General features: G+C 61.9%; 15 protein-coding genes. 5 read left to right on the top strand and 10 right to left on the bottom strand.

From position 1 onward, the window contains the following. Positions 1–9 precede the first annotated feature (9 nt). From C8C89_RS01440 to C8C89_RS01430, 3 genes are all read left to right on the top strand, one after another. Positions 10–588, top strand: coding sequence for a nucleotidyltransferase family protein (locus C8C89_RS01440; protein WP_133988720.1), 579 nt, complete (start codon positions 10–12; stop codon positions 586–588). A gap of 48 nt (positions 589–636) precedes the next feature. Continuing rightward, positions 637–2,535, top strand: coding sequence for a M61 family metallopeptidase (locus C8C89_RS01435; RefSeq protein WP_279587373.1), 1,899 nt, complete (start codon positions 637–639; stop codon positions 2,533–2,535). A 215-nt stretch (positions 2,536–2,750) separates the two neighbouring features. Continuing rightward, a complete protein-coding gene (locus C8C89_RS01430) occupies positions 2,751–3,926 on the top strand; it encodes a GGDEF domain-containing protein (protein WP_101483750.1) in 1,176 nt (391 codons plus the stop codon). Here the strand turns inward: C8C89_RS01430 and C8C89_RS01425 are convergent. The 7 genes from C8C89_RS01425 to rpe form a co-directional block, all read right to left on the bottom strand. Further along, complete coding sequence (locus C8C89_RS01425; protein ID WP_133988718.1) at positions 3,877–4,350, bottom strand: hypothetical protein; 474 nt, start codon at positions 4,348–4,350, stop codon at positions 3,877–3,879. The genes C8C89_RS01430 and C8C89_RS01425 overlap by 50 nt on opposite strands. 20 nt (positions 4,351–4,370) lie before the next feature. Next, complete coding sequence (trpC, locus tag C8C89_RS01420) at positions 4,371–5,171, bottom strand: indole-3-glycerol phosphate synthase TrpC (RefSeq protein ID WP_133988717.1); 801 nt, start codon at positions 5,169–5,171, stop codon at positions 4,371–4,373. Between the two features lie 34 nt (positions 5,172–5,205). Further along, positions 5,206–6,249 carry an anthranilate phosphoribosyltransferase gene (trpD, locus tag C8C89_RS01415; protein ID WP_133988716.1) on the bottom strand — a complete coding sequence of 348 codons (1,044 nt, stop codon included), beginning with the start codon at positions 6,247–6,249 and terminating at the stop codon, positions 5,206–5,208. A gap of 65 nt (positions 6,250–6,314) precedes the next feature. Further along, on the bottom strand, positions 6,315–6,878 hold the full coding sequence (locus C8C89_RS01410; RefSeq protein WP_101483754.1) for an aminodeoxychorismate/anthranilate synthase component II: 564 nt from the start codon (positions 6,876–6,878) through the stop codon (positions 6,315–6,317). A gap of 1 nt (position 6,879) precedes the next feature. Next, positions 6,880–8,376: an anthranilate synthase component I gene (trpE, locus tag C8C89_RS01405; protein ID WP_133988715.1), complete on the bottom strand. Its 1,497-nt coding sequence runs from the start codon at positions 8,374–8,376 to the stop codon at positions 6,880–6,882. A 232-nt stretch (positions 8,377–8,608) separates the two neighbouring features. Continuing rightward, complete coding sequence (locus C8C89_RS01400) at positions 8,609–9,325, bottom strand: phosphoglycolate phosphatase (protein WP_133988714.1); 717 nt, start codon at positions 9,323–9,325, stop codon at positions 8,609–8,611. After that, positions 9,325–9,999: a ribulose-phosphate 3-epimerase gene (gene rpe / locus C8C89_RS01395; protein WP_133988713.1), complete on the bottom strand. Its 675-nt coding sequence runs from the start codon at positions 9,997–9,999 to the stop codon at positions 9,325–9,327. The genes C8C89_RS01400 and rpe overlap by 1 nt, the downstream gene beginning before the upstream one ends. 169 nt (positions 10,000–10,168) lie before the next feature. Here rpe and apaG point away from each other — a divergent pair, with 169 nt between their 5' ends. After that, on the top strand, positions 10,169–10,543 hold the full coding sequence (gene apaG, locus C8C89_RS01390; protein WP_034753698.1) for a Co2+/Mg2+ efflux protein ApaG: 375 nt from the start codon (positions 10,169–10,171) through the stop codon (positions 10,541–10,543). 24 nt (positions 10,544–10,567) lie between these two features. On the opposite strand, the gene C8C89_RS26870 is transcribed toward apaG, so the two are convergent. Next, positions 10,568–10,714 carry a hypothetical protein gene (locus C8C89_RS26870; RefSeq protein WP_166674646.1) on the bottom strand — a complete coding sequence of 49 codons (147 nt, stop codon included), beginning with the start codon at positions 10,712–10,714 and terminating at the stop codon, positions 10,568–10,570. 97 nt (positions 10,715–10,811) lie between these two features. Between C8C89_RS26870 and C8C89_RS01385 the strand changes: the two genes are divergently transcribed. Continuing rightward, complete coding sequence (locus tag C8C89_RS01385) at positions 10,812–11,993, top strand: murein transglycosylase A (protein WP_306821374.1); 1,182 nt, start codon at positions 10,812–10,814, stop codon at positions 11,991–11,993. A gap of 40 nt (positions 11,994–12,033) precedes the next feature. On the opposite strand, the gene C8C89_RS01380 is transcribed toward C8C89_RS01385, so the two are convergent. Then, positions 12,034–12,471 (bottom strand): universal stress protein, encoded by a 438-nt coding sequence (locus tag C8C89_RS01380; protein WP_101483758.1) that lies wholly within the window; start codon positions 12,469–12,471, stop codon positions 12,034–12,036. Between the two features lie 137 nt (positions 12,472–12,608). Next, positions 12,609–13,910, bottom strand: a complete 1,302-nt coding sequence (locus tag C8C89_RS01375) for an MFS transporter (RefSeq protein ID WP_243857862.1) — start codon at positions 13,908–13,910, stop codon at positions 12,609–12,611. Positions 13,911–13,945: the final 35 nt, after the last annotated feature.

Below are 13,945 nucleotides of genomic sequence, written 5' to 3'. Positions count from 1 at the left end.
AGCAGTTTTTTGAGTACGGTCGGCATCCTGCTGGCAGCCGGAAGGGGACGCAGGTTCGACCCTTCCGGCGCACAGAACAAATTATTGCAGCCTTTGACGGAAGGCCCGCATGCTGGCTTGCCGGTGGTGGTGGCGGCCGCAAAGTCCATGCTGGCGGCCTTGCCGCGCGTGCTGGCCGTGGTGCGCGCCGACGACACGCAGGTGGCACGCGCACTTGGGGCGCTGGGCTGCGAGGTGCGCGTCTGCCATGATGCCGACACGGGCATGGCGGCCTCGCTCACCTGCGCCATCGATTACGTGCGCGGCGCGCCGGGTTGGCTGATCGCCCTGGGCGACATGCCTGGTGTGGAAGCGGCTACAATCGCCGCCTTGTCGCAAGCCATCGGCGATGGCGCACACATCGCCGTGCCCGTCTTTCAGGGGCGGCGCGGCAATCCTGTCGCGTTCAGTGCCTTTCACTTGCCGCTGCTGCTGGCGCTCGATGGCGACCAGGGTGCGCGCAGCATCGTCAACAGCCATGCCGTATGCGAAGTGACAGTGGACGACTGCGGCATCTTGCGCGATATTGATACACCTGACGATTTGTAAGGCGGGGCAGTGGCGCTCCCGGGAAGACAAGCCAGACACGAGGAAAACATGAAAAAAGCTCCAATTAAAAAAAGCATCGCCAAGGCAGGAGCCAAGGCGAGCGGCAAAGCCACAAGCAAAGCCGCGGCGAAAACCGCAGTGAAAACCACACCGGCCGCCGGCATCATCTACAGCATCGCCGCCCTTGATCTGGCGGGCCACATGTTCAAAGTGACGTTGACAGTCAAGTCGCCGGCCGCCATCGGCCAGGTCTTGTCCCTGCCGGCCTGGATCCCGGGCAGCTACATGATCCGCGAATTTTCGCGCAACATCGTCAGCATCCGCGCCGAGTCCGGGGGCAAGGCAGTCGCGCTGACCAAGCTGGACAAGCACTCGTGGCAAGCCGCGCCTTGCCAGGGCGCCCTGACGGTCGAATATGACGTCTACGCCTGGGATTTGTCCGTGCGCGCCGCTCACCTGGACCAGAATCATGGCTTCTTCAACGGTACCAGCGTGTTCCTGCGCGTGCTGGGCCAGGAATCCGACGCCCATGAAGTGCACATCGTGCAGCCGAAGGATGCGGCCTGCAAGACCTGGAGAGTCGCCACCACCCTGCCGGAACTCAAAGCGAAGCGCTATGGCTTCGGCAGCTACCAGGCGGCCAACTACGATGAGCTGATCGACCACCCGGTGGAGATGGGCGACTTCGCGCTGGCCACCTTCAGCGCGCATGGGGTGCCCCACGATATCGTCGTCACGGGCAAGGTGCCGAACCTGGACCTGGACCGTCTGTGCCGCGACCTGAAAGCCATCTGCGAAACGCAGATCGCCTTCTTCGAGCCGAAAACCAAAAAAGCGCCGATGGACCGCTATGTGTTCATGACCATGGCCGTCGGCGACGGTTACGGCGGCCTGGAACATCGCGCCTCGACGGCGCTGATCTGCGCGCGCGCCGACCTGCCGACGACGGCTTCAAACAGCACCGAGATCGGCGACGGCTACCTGAAATTCCTGGGCCTGTGCAGCCACGAGTACTTCCATACCTGGAACGTCAAGCGCATCAAGCCGGCTGCCTTTGCGCCGTATAACCTGCAGGCGGAGAGCTACTCGCCGCTGCTGTGGCTCTTCGAGGGTTTCACCAGTTATTACGATGACCTGATGCTGGTGCGCGCGGGCCTGATCGACGAGGCAGCCTATTTCAAATTGCTCGGGAAAACCGTCAACAGCGTGCTGCGCGGCAGCGGCCGCACCAAGCAAAGCGTGGCCGATTCCAGCTTCGACGCCTGGGGCAAGTACTACCGCCAGGATGAAAACGCGCCGAACGCCATCGTCAGCTACTACACCAAGGGTTCGCTGATCGCGCTGGCATTCGACCTGACGATCCGCGCCAAGACGAACGGCGAAAAATCGCTGGACGACGTGATGCAGGCTCTGTGGCAGCGCTATGGCCGCGATTTCTACAAGGGCAAAGCGCGCGGCGTGACGCCGGCTGAAGTCGAAGCCCTGTTCGATGAGGTTTCCGGCACGCGCATGAAACCGTTCTTCGAGCGCTACATCCGCGGCACGGACGACGTGCCACTGGCGCGCCTGCTGGCGCCATTCGGCGTGAAATACAGCGACGCGCGCAAGGCCGAAAAAGCCAGCCTGGACGTCAACCTGGGCCGCGACGGCAACGATGCCAGGCTGGCGCAGGTGCACCAGGGCGGTGCCGCCCACCTGGCTGGTCTGTCTGCCGGCGACGTGCTGGTGGCTGTCGATGGCTTGCGCGTGACGGGCAACCCGGCCAACCTGGACACTTTGCTGGGTCGTTACGCCGTCGGCGCCAGGGTGGCGATCCATGCTTTCCGCCGCGACGAGCTGATGACGTTTGCGGCCGTGCTGCAAGGCGACCGCGTGCCGGGTGTCAGCCTGGCGTTGCTGCCGGCGCCAAAGAAAGCCACGGGACCGAAGCGTCCTAGCGCGGCATGATGCTGTTTGTCGTGCAGTAAGACAGAAAACCGGCCTTTACTGGCCGGTTTTTTCTTTCAGGATATATTTCCTCAAATGTAATTCACCTGCCGACACTGCCGGGTTGCCATCATATTTCCTGCAAATGAACTAATTTTTCTTTAACTAAACTAAAATTGCCGCACTGTCTCTTTTAGATCGCGCCCAACGTGCAAACCCTCGATCCACGAACGATTATGTTGATGACGACCCTGATGTGCGGGGCGATGTGCATCGTCATGTTCTCGGTCTATCACAGCTTCCGGCGCGAGGTGCATGGCCTTGGGCATTGGGCGGCCGGTTTGCTGTTGCTGGTGTGCGCGTCCCTGCTGTTCGGCACCCGCGAGGTGCTGCCGCCTGAATTGTCCATGATCGCGGCCAATGCGGCGCTGGTGGCCGGCATCGGCCTGTCGATGCTGGGCACGGAGAAATTCTTTGGCCTGGCGCCCAGCCGCCGCGCTTATTGGCTGATACTTGCCCTGGCCATCGCCGGCAATAGCTGGTGGCTGCTGGCGCGCCCCGATTTCTCGGCGCGCGTGGCGGTCTTCTCCCTGCTGGTCTTCCTGTTTTATGCGCGCCAGGTGCAACTGGTGTGGCACCATGGCGAGCGCCATTTCTCAAGTTTTTTCTTTGGGGCGCTGATGCTGCTGCAAGCTGTCGTGGTGCTGGCGCGCGGCGTGTCGGCGTTGCTGCATGGCGGCGCCAGCGTGAACCTGGCGGTGGCAAGCACACCGGCCGGCATCTATCTGGCGGTCGCCAATTTCATGGCGCTGCTGCTGACGGTGGGCTTCATGACGGTGGCGACGCGCCGTCTGCAGCAGATACTGGAGCGCCGCTCGACCCACGATCCATTGACGCAGGTGCTGAACCGGCGCGGCTTTGGCGATGCCTATGCCCGCGAGATAGGCAATCTGCGCCGCCGCCGTTTACCGCTGACACTGCTCAGCATCGACCTCGATTACTTCAAATCGATCAATGACCGCTACGGTCACGCGGTGGGTGACCAGGTGCTGGCGCATGTGGCCACCGTCATCGGAGGCGCCCTGCGCGAATCGGATTGCGTGGCGCGTTTCGGCGGCGAGGAGTTCGTCGTACTGATGCCGGATATGCCTGTGCATAATGCCTTGGGCGTGGCCGAACGCATTCGCACCTTGCTGCGCGAGTCCAGTCATGCGGGACTGCCTTCGTGTACCGTCAGCATTGGCGTCGCTTGCCAGGCATCGGTGGTGGAGGGGCTGGAAGGATTGCTGTCGCGCGCCGATGCGGCCCTGTACCTGGCCAAGGAGCGGGGACGCGACCGCATCGAGCTCGATGCTGCCGCGTTTACTGAGGACCGGACAATGTCCGCAGCTGGAATCGGTACTGCTCGTTGAACAGGAAGGTTTCGGAAAAATCGAAGGTTTTGGCGCGGCTGTGCATCAGGTGTGCGGCCGGCGGAAAGAGGGTTTGCACGCGCCGCACGGCGGCCAGCGCCACGGCCGATGCTTCGCTGTCGCGTGAACGGTGTACATGCACGCTTTTCAGCGCGCCGTCTGGGCCAACGCTCAGGTCGAGTACGACGATGGCCGGCAACATGGGCGGCAGGCGCCCGCTGAATGTGTATTCCACATTGGCCGCCATGATCTGCTGGGCCACCAGCGACTTGTAGGCGTCGATGTTGGCGGCAAGCTGTATCGCGGCTGGCGTGCCAGGGGGCGTGCGCTCCAATGGCGAGGGTCTGCGCTCCCCTGGAGGGGATGCAGTCTGGCAAGCCGACAGCAGGACAGTGGCGGCAAGGGCGATGATCGCGTGTCTCATGGCTGCCAGACTAGCATGTTTTAACTAAACAGGCGTTCCAGCTCCACGCCGGGGTCTGGTGCGCGCATGAACGCTTCGCCCACGAGGAAGCTGTGGATGTGCGCATCGCGCATGCGCTTCACGTCGGCCGTGCTGTGGATGCCCGATTCCGTGATGATCAATTTGTCTTGCGGGATGCGCGGCAAGAGATTGATGGTCGTGTCGAGCGAGGTCTCAAACGTGCGCAGGTTGCGGTTGTTGATGCCGATCAGCGCGCTCTTGAGCTTGAGCGCTGCCGTCAGTTCTTCGCCGTCGTGGCTTTCGATCAGCACGTCCATGCCCAGTTCGTGGGCGCACGATTCCATTTCGGCCATCAGGCCGTGGTCGAGCGCGGCCACGATCAGCAGGATGCAGTCGGCACCCATGGCCCGCGCTTCATAGATCTGGTACATGTCGACCATGAAATCCTTGCGCAGCACGGGGATGGCGCAGGCGGCGCGCGCCTGCTGCAGATAGTCCACGGCCCCCTGGAAGAACTGCTCGTCTGTCAGCACGGACAGACAAGCCGCGCCATGCGCCGCATAGCTGGCGGCGATGTCGGCCGGGCGGAAGTCCGCGCGGATCACGCCTTTCGATGGCGACGCCTTTTTTACTTCGGCGATGATGCCGGGTTTGCCGGCGGCGATGTGCTGGCGCAGGCTCGCTTCAAAGCCGCGCAGGCCGGCGCGCAGAGCACTGTCGCTTTCCACGTCGCCGCGCAGGCTGGCCAGGCTGCGGTGGGCTTTGGCCTTGGCCACTTCGTCGGCCTTCACGGCCAGGATTTTATCGAGTATGTCGGACATGATGGTCGCTATTCTAAAAAGGAGGGCGGGGAGCTTACGCCTGCGCCGGGGTGCCCAGTTGCTGCGTCACCTGCACGAACTGATCGAGTTTCGCCAGCGCGGCGCCCGAGCTGACGGCCTTGCGCGCACGGGCCAGGCCGTCTTCGATCGAACTGGCCACGCCGGCCGCGTACAGCGCCGTGCCCGCATTCAGGGCGACGATGTCAGCTGCCGCACCGGGTTCGCCGCGCAGCGCTTCCATCATCTTGGCTTTCGATTCGATGGAATCGGCCACCTTCAGGTTGCGGCTGGCGATCATCGACATGCCGAAATCTTCGGGATGGATTTCATACTCGCGGATCTCTCCGTTGATCAATTCGCCCACCATGGTGGCTGCGCCCAGCGACACTTCATCCATATTGTCGCGGCCATACACGACGATGGCATGCTGCGCGCCCAGGCGCTGCAGCACGCGTACCTGGATGCCGACCAGGTCGGCGTGGAACACGCCCATCAGAATGTTCGGCGCGCCGGCCGGGTTCGTCAGAGGCCCCAGGATATTGAAAATCGTGCGCACGCCCAGTTCCTTGCGCACGGGCGCCGCATGCTTCATGGCCGCGTGGTGGTTCGGTGCGTACATGAAGCCGATGCCCGTCTGCGCGATCGACTGGGCGATCTGCTCGGGCTGCAGGTTGATGTTGACGCCCAGGGAGTCCAGCACGTCGGCGCTGCCGGACGAGGACGAGACGCTGCGTCCGCCATGCTTGGCCACGCGCGCGCCGGCTGCCGCCGCCACGAACATCGAGGCGGTGGAGATATTAAAAGTGTGCGCGCCGTCGCCGCCCGTGCCGACGATGTCGAGCAGGTTGGTGGTGTCGGCCATGGGCACCTTGGTGGAAAACTCGCGCATCACTTGCGCGGCGGCGGCGATTTCGCCGATGGTTTCCTTTTTCACGCGCAAGCCCATGGTGAGCGCCGCGATCATGGTGGGCGACATTTCGCCGGACATGATCTGGCGGAACAGGTAGAGCATTTCGTCGTGAAAGATTTCGCGGTGTTCGATGCAGCGCAGCAGGGCTTCTTGTGGGGTGATCGGCATGATGCTTCCTTCTTCAATGATGGCGCAGGAGGACACTGATGGCACGCCGTGGCGTGCGCATGGAATCAGCGCTCGAGGAAATTCTTCAGCAGGGCGTGGCCGTGCTCCGAGAGGATCGATTCGGGGTGGAACTGCACCCCCTCGATATCGTATTCCCGGTGGCGCACGCCCATGATTTCGCCGTCGTCCGTCCACGCCGTCACTTCCAGGCAGGAAGGCAGCGAGGCGCGTTCGATCGCCAAAGAGTGGTAGCGGATCACTGTGAAGGGGCTGGGGATGTCCTTGAAGACACCCACACCCGTATGCGCGATGACGGAAGTCTTGCCATGCATGACCTGCTTGGCGCGGATGACCTTGCCACCAAATGCTTCGCCGATGGCCTGATGGCCCAGACAGACGCCCAGTATCGGTTTCTTGCCGGCGAAGTGCTTGAGCACTTCCACCGAAATACCCGCCTGCTTTGGAGCTTTCGGGCCGGGCGAGATGCAGATGCGGTCCGGGTTCAGCGCTTCGATCTGTTCGATCGTGATTTCATCGTTGCGGTAGACCCGCACGTCTTCGCCCAACTCGCCGAAATACTGCACGATGTTGTAGGTGAAGGAGTCATAGTTGTCGATCATCAGCAGCATCTTAAAACTCCCCATCCAGGCCATCTTGCACTTGTTCGGCGGCGCGCAATACGGCGCGCGCCTTGTTTTCGGTTTCCTGCCATTCCATTTCGGGGATGGAGTCGGCCACGATGCCGGCCGCAGCCTGCACGTACAGCATGCCGTCCTTGATCACGCCCGTGCGGATGGCGATCGCCACGTCCATTTCGCCGCCAAACGACAGGTAGCCGCATGCGCCGCCATAGATGCCGCGCTTGGTGATTTCCAGCTCGTCGATCACTTCCATGGCGCGCACTTTCGGCGCGCCCGTCAGGGTGCCGGCCGGGAAGGTGGCGCGCAGCACGTCCAGGTTCGACAGGCCGTCTTTCAAAGTGCCTTCCACGTTCGAGACGATGTGCTGCACGTGCGAGTATTTTTCGATGACCATGCGGTCGGTGACTTGCACGCTGCCCGTTTCGGCGATGCGGCCGATGTCGTTGCGGGCCAGGTCGATCAGCATCACGTGCTCGGCGATCTCTTTCGGATCGGCCAGCAGTTCGGCCGACAGCTCGGCGTCGCGCTCTGGCGTGGCGCCGCGAGGACGGGTGCCGGCGATGGGGCGCAAGGTGACTTTCTTGCCGCCGTCCGCCAGCTTCTCGTTGCGCACCAAAATCTCGGGCGAGGCGCCGATGATCTGCATGTCGCCGAAATTATAGAAGTACATGTACGGCGACGGATTGAGCGACCGCAGGGCGCGGTACAGGGTCAGCGGAGAATCGACATACGGTTTGCGGATGCGCTGGCCGATCTGCACTTGCATCAAGTCGCCGGCCATCACGTATTCGTGCGCCTTGGCCACCGCCTTCAAATAGTCTTCCTTGGAAAAATCGCGGATGGTTTCCGTACGCACGGAGGCGCTGGTAACGGGCGCATCGACGCCGCGGCGCAACATCATGCGCAAGTCTTTCAGGCGCTGGCGAGCCTTGCTGAACGACTCGGGCTGCGCCGTGTCGGCGTAGACGATCAGGTACAGTTTGCCGGACAGGTTGTCGATGACGGCCAGTTCCTCCGTCACCATCAACTGGATGTCGGGCAGGTTCAAGTCGTCTTTCGGCGCGCCCCCTGCCAGTTTTTTCTCGATGTGGCGTACGGTGTCGTAGCCGAAGTAGCCAGCCAGGCCGCCACAGAAACGCGGCATGCCAGGGCGCAGGGCCACCTTGAAGCGAGACTGGTACTGTTCGATGAAGTCGAGCGGATTGCCTTCGTGCTCTTCGATCACGGCACCGTTCTTGACGATCTCGGTGCGGTTGCCATGGCTGCGCAAGACGGTCGTGGCGGGCAAGCCGATGAAGGAATAGCGGCCGAAGCGTTCGCCGCCGACGACGGATTCGAGCAGGAAGGTGTTCTTGCCGCCTTGCTGGGTTTGCGCCAGTTTCAGGTACAGCGTGAGCGGGGTTTCCAGGTCGGCAAAAGCTTCAGCGATCAGGGGGATGCGGTTGTAGCCTTGTTGGGCCAGCGATTTGAATTCGAGTTCGGTCATGTGTCTCTCCATGCCGCCAGGGTACGCGTGTGCGTCGTGCTTATAAAACACAAACCCTGCGGTGGGTTATCAAAAAACCTGCCGGTGCGCGCGCGCAGCCGACAGCAATCTTACACGGCTCGGCCCTTAGGCCTGCCAGGATTGCCAGCGTCGCCAAAGCCAGGCCTCAATCGAGCCGGTTTGGGTGACATTGTGTTTTTTGATGAGAAACGTGTTCACGATGTGGTGTTGGTCAGTATGCTGGTCTGTTGTGCATGCTTATAAAATGCGCTGCTTCGAGCAGCGTATTTACTATACCATCGGAATCGGTGTCGTGTATAGAGTGTCCGTGGTTGTAACCATACGGTACGGTCAAGACGGGGCAAGCCGCAGCCCGTGCCGCTTGCGCGTCATTCGAGGAGTCGCCGATGGCCACCACTTTGGCGGGCGCCAGATCGAAGTCCGCGCACACTTGCAGCAGTGGCATGGGGTGTGGTTTTTTCTTCGGCAGCGAATCGCCCCCGTAGACGATCTCGAAATACTGTGCCAGGTTTTTCTGCTTCAGCAGGGGCAGGGCGAAGGCGATCGGCTTGTTGGTGACGCAGGCCAGGCGCAGGCCCGCCGCCTTCATTGCCCCCAGCCCTGCTTCCACGTCCGGATACAGGGTGCTGAACTGGCCATTGATGGCCAGGTAGTGGCGCTGGTAAGCCTCCATTGCCTGCTCGAAACGCTGTTCCACGCCGGCCGCATCGAAGTCGAGCGCCAGCACGGTGCGGATCAGGTTTTCCGAGCCCTTGCCCACCATCAGTTTGATGGCGTCGGCGCTGATGGGCGCCAGATCCAGTTCCGCGCGCATGCCATTGATGGCGACATGAAAATCGGGCACGGTGTCGAGCATCGTGCCATCGAGGTCGATGATGGCGGCGCGCACGCCGGCCAGTACGTGGTCTTTCACCGTGCCCGCTTGCATCAGGCGCCCTTCACTTTTGCCAATTCGGCACGCATGGCGTCGATGACTGCCTTGTAGTCAGGCTTGCCGAAGATGGCCGAACCAGCGACGAAGGTGTCGGCGCCGGCAGCGGCGGCCGCGGCGATGTTGTCGATCTTGATGCCGCCATCGACTTCCAGCATGATGTCACGTCCGGATTCGTCGATCATGCGGCGTGCTTCTGCGATTTTCTTCAGCGCTTGTGGAATGAAGGACTGGCCGCCGAAGCCCGGGTTGACCGACATGATCAGGATGATGTCGATCTTGTCCATCACGTGTTCCAGGTAGTGCAGCGGCGTGCCAGGGTTGAAAACCAGGCCTGATTTGCAGCCATTGTCGCGGATCAGCTGCAAGGAACGGTCAACGTGATCCGACGCTTCCGGATGGAAGGTGATGATGTTCGCGCCAGCCTTGGCGAAATCCGGGATAATGCGATCGACAGGCTTCACCATCAGGTGCACATCGATGGGTACTTGCACGTGCGGGCGGATAGCCTCGCACACCAGCGGGCCGATGGTCAGGTTCGGCACATAATGGTTATCCATCACGTCGAAGTGGATGATGTCGGCGCCGGCGGTAACGACGTTGCGCACTTCTTCGCCCAGACGGGCAAAGTCGGCGGACAGGATGCTGGGAGCGATACGGAATGTTGTCATGGTGGCTAAGGGCTTAGAGTAGAAAATGCGAAGATGCGCTATTTTACGCTTGGCGCCGTTACCATGCCTCATTGAAGTACAGTGAAACACAGAATACGCATCGCGCGATGGCCAATGCGGCGCGCGCGACACACAATATACGACTGGCAATGTCTGAATAGGAATGACGATGGCGACTTATGAATTTACGGTAACGGTCAAGACGCAATATCTGCCCGAGCAATCGGCACCGGACCAGGGGCGGCACGTGTTCAGCTACACGATACGCGTCGTCAACACGGGCACAGCTGGCGCGCAGCTGATTTCGCGCCACTGGGTCATCACGGATGCGAACAACAAGGTGGAAGAGGTGCGCGGCCTGGGCGCCGTCGGCCACCAGCCGTTGCTGCAGCCGGGCGAGCAGTTCGAATACACGAGCGGTACCATGCTGGGTACGCCGCAAGGCTCGATGCACGGCGAATACTTTTGCGTGGCCGAGGATGGCCATCAATTCGAAGCGCCGATTCCCGAGTTCGTGCTGTCGGTGCCGCGCACCCTGCATTAACGAGTGACGTGGGGCTCGCGCCCCTTATTTCAGTTTTTCGGTGCGGTCCTGTTCTTCGCTGAGCTGCTTGCGTGCAGGTGGCGCGGGTTTTTTACCCGAATACATGGTCCACCAGACTATAAATGCCAGCAAGAAGAACGCCACCAGCGCCTCTATCATCAAGATCCACATACGCACCCCTATGTTATTTACCCGCAGCTTAGTATTTACCCGCCGTCTACTGACACGCGGTAGTCTACCCGTTTCAATCGGCGCCGTCGCGCTTGCTTTGTCCGCATGCACCACGCCGCCCACGCCGTCCGCTGCCTCCAGCGGTAAGGCGCCCGCCATTGCTCCGACCGTCGTCAAGCCTGTACCTGCCAAGCCGGCGGATGCCAAGGATGCCACGGATGTGGCGGCGCCCACTTTTGTGCCCGCCAAGTTTGCCGCCTTGCCAGGTTGGGCCCGCGACGACATGCGCGCCGCCTGGCCAGCGTTCATGGCTTCGTGCGGGGTGCTGGTGAAACGCCCGGACTGGAAGGAGTCGTGCACGATTGCGCGCCAGGTGAATGCGGATAGCGACAAGGCCATCCGCCTGTTCTTCGAGACCTTCTTTGTGCCCAATCAAGTCGTTACCGCCGATGGCGCCAGTACCGGTTTGGTGACCGGCTATTACGAACCGCTGCTGCACGGGGCGCGCAAGCGCGGCGGTCCATATCAGACACCGCTGTACAAGGTGCCCGACGATCTGGTCTCGGTCGATTTGTCCGGCGTATATCCGGAATTGAAGAATATGCGCTTGCGCGGCAAGCTGGTCGGCAAGAAGGTGATACCGTATGCGACCCGTGCCGACATCGAGCGCGCCACGTCCGTCACGGGTAAGGAATTGCTGTGGGTGGATGACGAAGTCGAAGCGTTCTTCCTGCAGGTGCAGGGTTCCGGGCGCGTGCAGCTGACCGATACGCAGGAAACCGTGCGCGTGGCGTACGCGGACCAGAACGGTCACCCGTACAAATCGATCGGACGTTACCTGGTCGACAAGGGCGAGCTGACGCTGAGCCAGGCGTCCGCGCAGGGCATCAAGGCGTGGATCGCCGGCCATCCCACGCGCAAAGATGAATTGTTCAACGCTAACCCGAGCTATGTCTTCTTCAAGGAAGAGCGCCTGCCCGATCCCAAAGTGGGACCGAAGGGCGCATTGGGCGTGCCGTTGACGCCGCAGCGTTCGGTCGCCATCGATTCGCGCTTCCTGCCGCTGGGTGCGCCCGTGTTCCTGTCCACCACGCAAGCCAACAGCGAGATTCCCATGCAGCGCCTGGTGATGGCGCAGGATACGGGCGGCGCCATTCGCGGGCCCATCCGGGTCGATTACTTCTTTGGTTTCGGTGCGGAAGCGGCGGAGAACGCGGGCCGCATGAAGCAGAGCGGCGCCGTGTGGGTGTTGCTGCCGAAGCAGGCGCCGGCGCGCTGAGTTTGTCGCGGCGCCGGACGGGGATTGCGCTAGCGCAAGGTTAGCGCAGGACCATGACTGGCAGCTGGGTATGCGCCAGTACTTTTTGCGTTTCGCTGCCCACGAACAGCTTGTTCAAGCCTTTGCGGCCATGCGAGGCCATCAGGATGATGTCGCAATGGTAGGTTTGCGCCGCATTGACGATTTCCTCGTGTGGGCTGGGCGAGACGACGACTACGCCTTCGAAGGGCACGCCGACAGCGCGCGCCGCTTCGCCGATCTTGTCAACGGCGCGTTGCGAGGATTCCTGCATTTGTTGCTCGTACAAACCGGCGTCGAGCACGATGCCGCCATCGGCCATCGGCGAGAATGGGAAGGGCTGCACCACGCTGATGGTAACCAGCTTGGCCTTGTTCAATTGAGCGAAGGCGAGGGCCGTCTCGGCGGCTTTGTCGGACAGCGGCGAACCGTCGGTGGGAAATAAGATGGTGTTAAACATGACGTGCTCCTAGAGTGATGTAAGACAGCTTATGGATTTACATCAATGAAAACCTTGATGTAAATCAAACCTCACAGGCTTTGGCATGAATAGTGTCGCCAAGGCAATCTTTCAGCAGTGTATGCCCGTTCGTCGCTTCAGGTGCGCACGCTACGCAGCGGCGTGCCCCACACCATGGCGATGGTCAGTGCAATGCCGCCTGCCGCGATGCACGCCAGGCCATTGCGCACGCCAAAGTGTTGCGCTACCCAGCCGGCAGCCAGCGCGCCCAGCGGCGCCGTCGCCACCGTCAGGAAACGCATGGTCGAGGTCATGCGGCCCAGCATGGGGTCGGGCGTAACCTTCTGGCGCAAGCCCAGGTAGGGAATAAAGAACAGCATCACGCCGCAATCAAAAAAGAACATCAGCACGGCATATGCCACGGCGCTGGCAGCTGTGCTGCCGAACAAGGCGGCGGGGATGGTGGGCGTCAGGGCAAAGCACACGGAGGTGGAAGCGAGTCCGATCAGGATGGTTCTGCCGGCGCCATAGCGGCGCGTCAGCGGCTTGACGATAAAGGCGCTGAGCAGTACGCCGGCGCCACCGAGCATCTGCGTCATGCCCAGCACGCCAGGACTCATGCCCAGGTCGCGCGTGGCGAACAGCACCGTCAAGGCCATGCTGGCGTAAAACAGGAAGTGCCAGATGCCGGCGCCCCAGGCCAGCGCGCGCAGCAGTGGTTCACGCCAGACAAACAGCAAGCCGTCAGCGATGTCGCGCAGGGCGTGCTTGTCGGACGGCGCGGGACGCGGGTCGCGCACGCTCATGGCGCGCAGGTTGCAGACCGAAACTAAATAGCCACAAGCCGTGCACAGGATGGCGACGGGCGCCGACAAGACCTGAACCAGCACGCCGGCCAGGCCGGGACCGATCAGGCGCGAAGTCGATTCGGTGGCGGCAAATTTCGACTGCGCATCGATCAAGCCATCGCGGCCCACCAAAAAGGTCAGGAAAACCTGTTCGGCGCCGCCACCGACGACAAAGCCCGTGCCGATGATGAATCCCACTATATATAACCACGGCATCGACAGCACGCCGCACCAGTAGGCGACCGCCACGCTGGCCAGGGCCAGGCCCGACATGCTTTCGCTGAGCAGCATGATGGGGTGCTTGCTGCGCCGGTCCAGCAGTACGCCGACGGGCAAGCCGAAGAGGGCGAACGGCAGCGCCTGCAGGGCGACCAGCACCCCCATCTGTTCCGGCGTCGCATGCAGTAGCAGCACCGCGCACAGGGGCAGGGCCAGCGAGGTGATCTGGGCGCCGAAGCAATTGAGGCCGTTGCTGAACCATAGGCGGCGAAAATTGACGCTGGCGACGCTGCCGTCGCCGCGCAGGTAGCGGGCGCAGTACTGGAAGAGGGAGGTGAAAATACGCTGCTCGATAAAGGTGATCGGGCTCACAATAATAGCAGTGCGCCTGTCGTATCGCCGCCGTT

It is taken from the genome of Janthinobacterium sp. 75 (genome assembly GCF_004365495.1).
Classification (GTDB): domain Bacteria; phylum Pseudomonadota; class Gammaproteobacteria; order Burkholderiales; family Burkholderiaceae_D; genus Janthinobacterium.
The sequence above is the reverse complement of the archived record's forward strand: the minus strand, read 5'-3'. Positions and strand labels throughout refer to the sequence as shown.

Excerpts from the sequence above, each read along its gene's own strand:
- C8C89_RS01435 (WP_279587373.1), top strand. The coding sequence starts at position 637 with ATGAAAAAAGCTCCAATTAAAAAAAGCATCGCCAAGGCAGGAGCCAAG.
- C8C89_RS01430 (WP_101483750.1), top strand. The coding sequence starts at position 2,751 with ATGTTGATGACGACCCTGATGTGCGGGGCGATGTGCATCGTCATGTTC.
- C8C89_RS01425 (WP_133988718.1), bottom strand. The coding sequence starts at position 4,350 with ATGAGACACGCGATCATCGCCCTTGCCGCCACTGTCCTGCTGTCGGCT.
- trpC (WP_133988717.1), bottom strand. The coding sequence starts at position 5,171 with ATGTCCGACATACTCGATAAAATCCTGGCCGTGAAGGCCGACGAAGTG.
- trpD (WP_133988716.1), bottom strand. The coding sequence starts at position 6,249 with ATGCCGATCACCCCACAAGAAGCCCTGCTGCGCTGCATCGAACACCGC.
- C8C89_RS01410 (WP_101483754.1), bottom strand. The coding sequence starts at position 6,878 with ATGCTGCTGATGATCGACAACTATGACTCCTTCACCTACAACATCGTG.
- trpE (WP_133988715.1), bottom strand. The coding sequence starts at position 8,376 with ATGACCGAACTCGAATTCAAATCGCTGGCCCAACAAGGCTACAACCGC.
- C8C89_RS01400 (WP_133988714.1), bottom strand. The coding sequence starts at position 9,325 with ATGCAAGCGGGCACGGTGAAAGACCACGTACTGGCCGGCGTGCGCGCC.
- rpe (WP_133988713.1), bottom strand. The coding sequence starts at position 9,999 with ATGACAACATTCCGTATCGCTCCCAGCATCCTGTCCGCCGACTTTGCC.
- apaG (WP_034753698.1), top strand. The coding sequence starts at position 10,169 with ATGGCGACTTATGAATTTACGGTAACGGTCAAGACGCAATATCTGCCC.
- C8C89_RS26870 (WP_166674646.1), bottom strand. The coding sequence starts at position 10,714 with ATGTGGATCTTGATGATAGAGGCGCTGGTGGCGTTCTTCTTGCTGGCA.
- C8C89_RS01380 (WP_101483758.1), bottom strand. The coding sequence starts at position 12,471 with ATGTTTAACACCATCTTATTTCCCACCGACGGTTCGCCGCTGTCCGAC.